1 protein-coding gene is annotated in these 651 nt (G+C 65.3%); it reads left to right on the forward strand.

Annotated features, from left to right (window positions below; translation table 11 throughout):
* A partial coding sequence (locus tag ACLQ3C_RS21450; RefSeq protein ID WP_425707113.1) for an AMP-binding protein occupies positions 1 to 651 on the forward strand: 651 nt, incomplete at both ends.

The raw sequence follows: 651 nt of genomic DNA on the forward strand, positions 1-651 counted from the left end.
GAGCGGTTGTCGTCGTTGTCCGGTGATGCGGCGTTGTACACGTTGTTCACGTCGGGGTCGACGGGCCGGCCCAAGGGCGTCACCGTGTCACACCGGGCGGCGGCCAACCGCTTGTGGTGGTGCATCGGCCGCTTCGCACTGGCCGACACCGATCGGGTGGTGTTGAAGACGCCGGTGACCTTTGATGTGTCGGTGCCGGAGTTGTTCGCGCCGTTGATGTCTGGTGCGCAGGTGGTGGTGGCGCGGCCGGGTGGTCATGCGGATCCGTTGTATCTGGCGGACTTGATCGGTGCGACACGGGCGACGTCGGTGCACTTCGTGCCGTCGATGTTGTCGGTGTTCCTGGATGTGGTTCCGAAGCAACGGATTCGGCAACTCGACTCGTTGCGATGGCTGCTGACCTCCGGTGAGGCACTGCCCGCGGCTGTCGCACTCGAGGCACACGCACTGTTGCCGGACACCAGCATTCACAACCTGTACGGTCCCACCGAAGCCGCGGTCGACGTGACGGACGTCGACGTGACCGGAGCCGACCACGTCACCATCGGCAGGCCGGTCCAGAACACCACTGCCCATGTGTTGGATGCGCGGTTGGGTGTGGTGCCGCCCGGGGTTGCGGGTGAGTTGTATCTGGGTGGTGTGCAGGTGGCG

Origin of the sequence: Gordonia sp. DT30 (genome assembly GCF_049844915.1) — a bacterium.
Lineage (GTDB): Bacteria > Actinomycetota > Actinomycetes > Mycobacteriales > Mycobacteriaceae > Gordonia.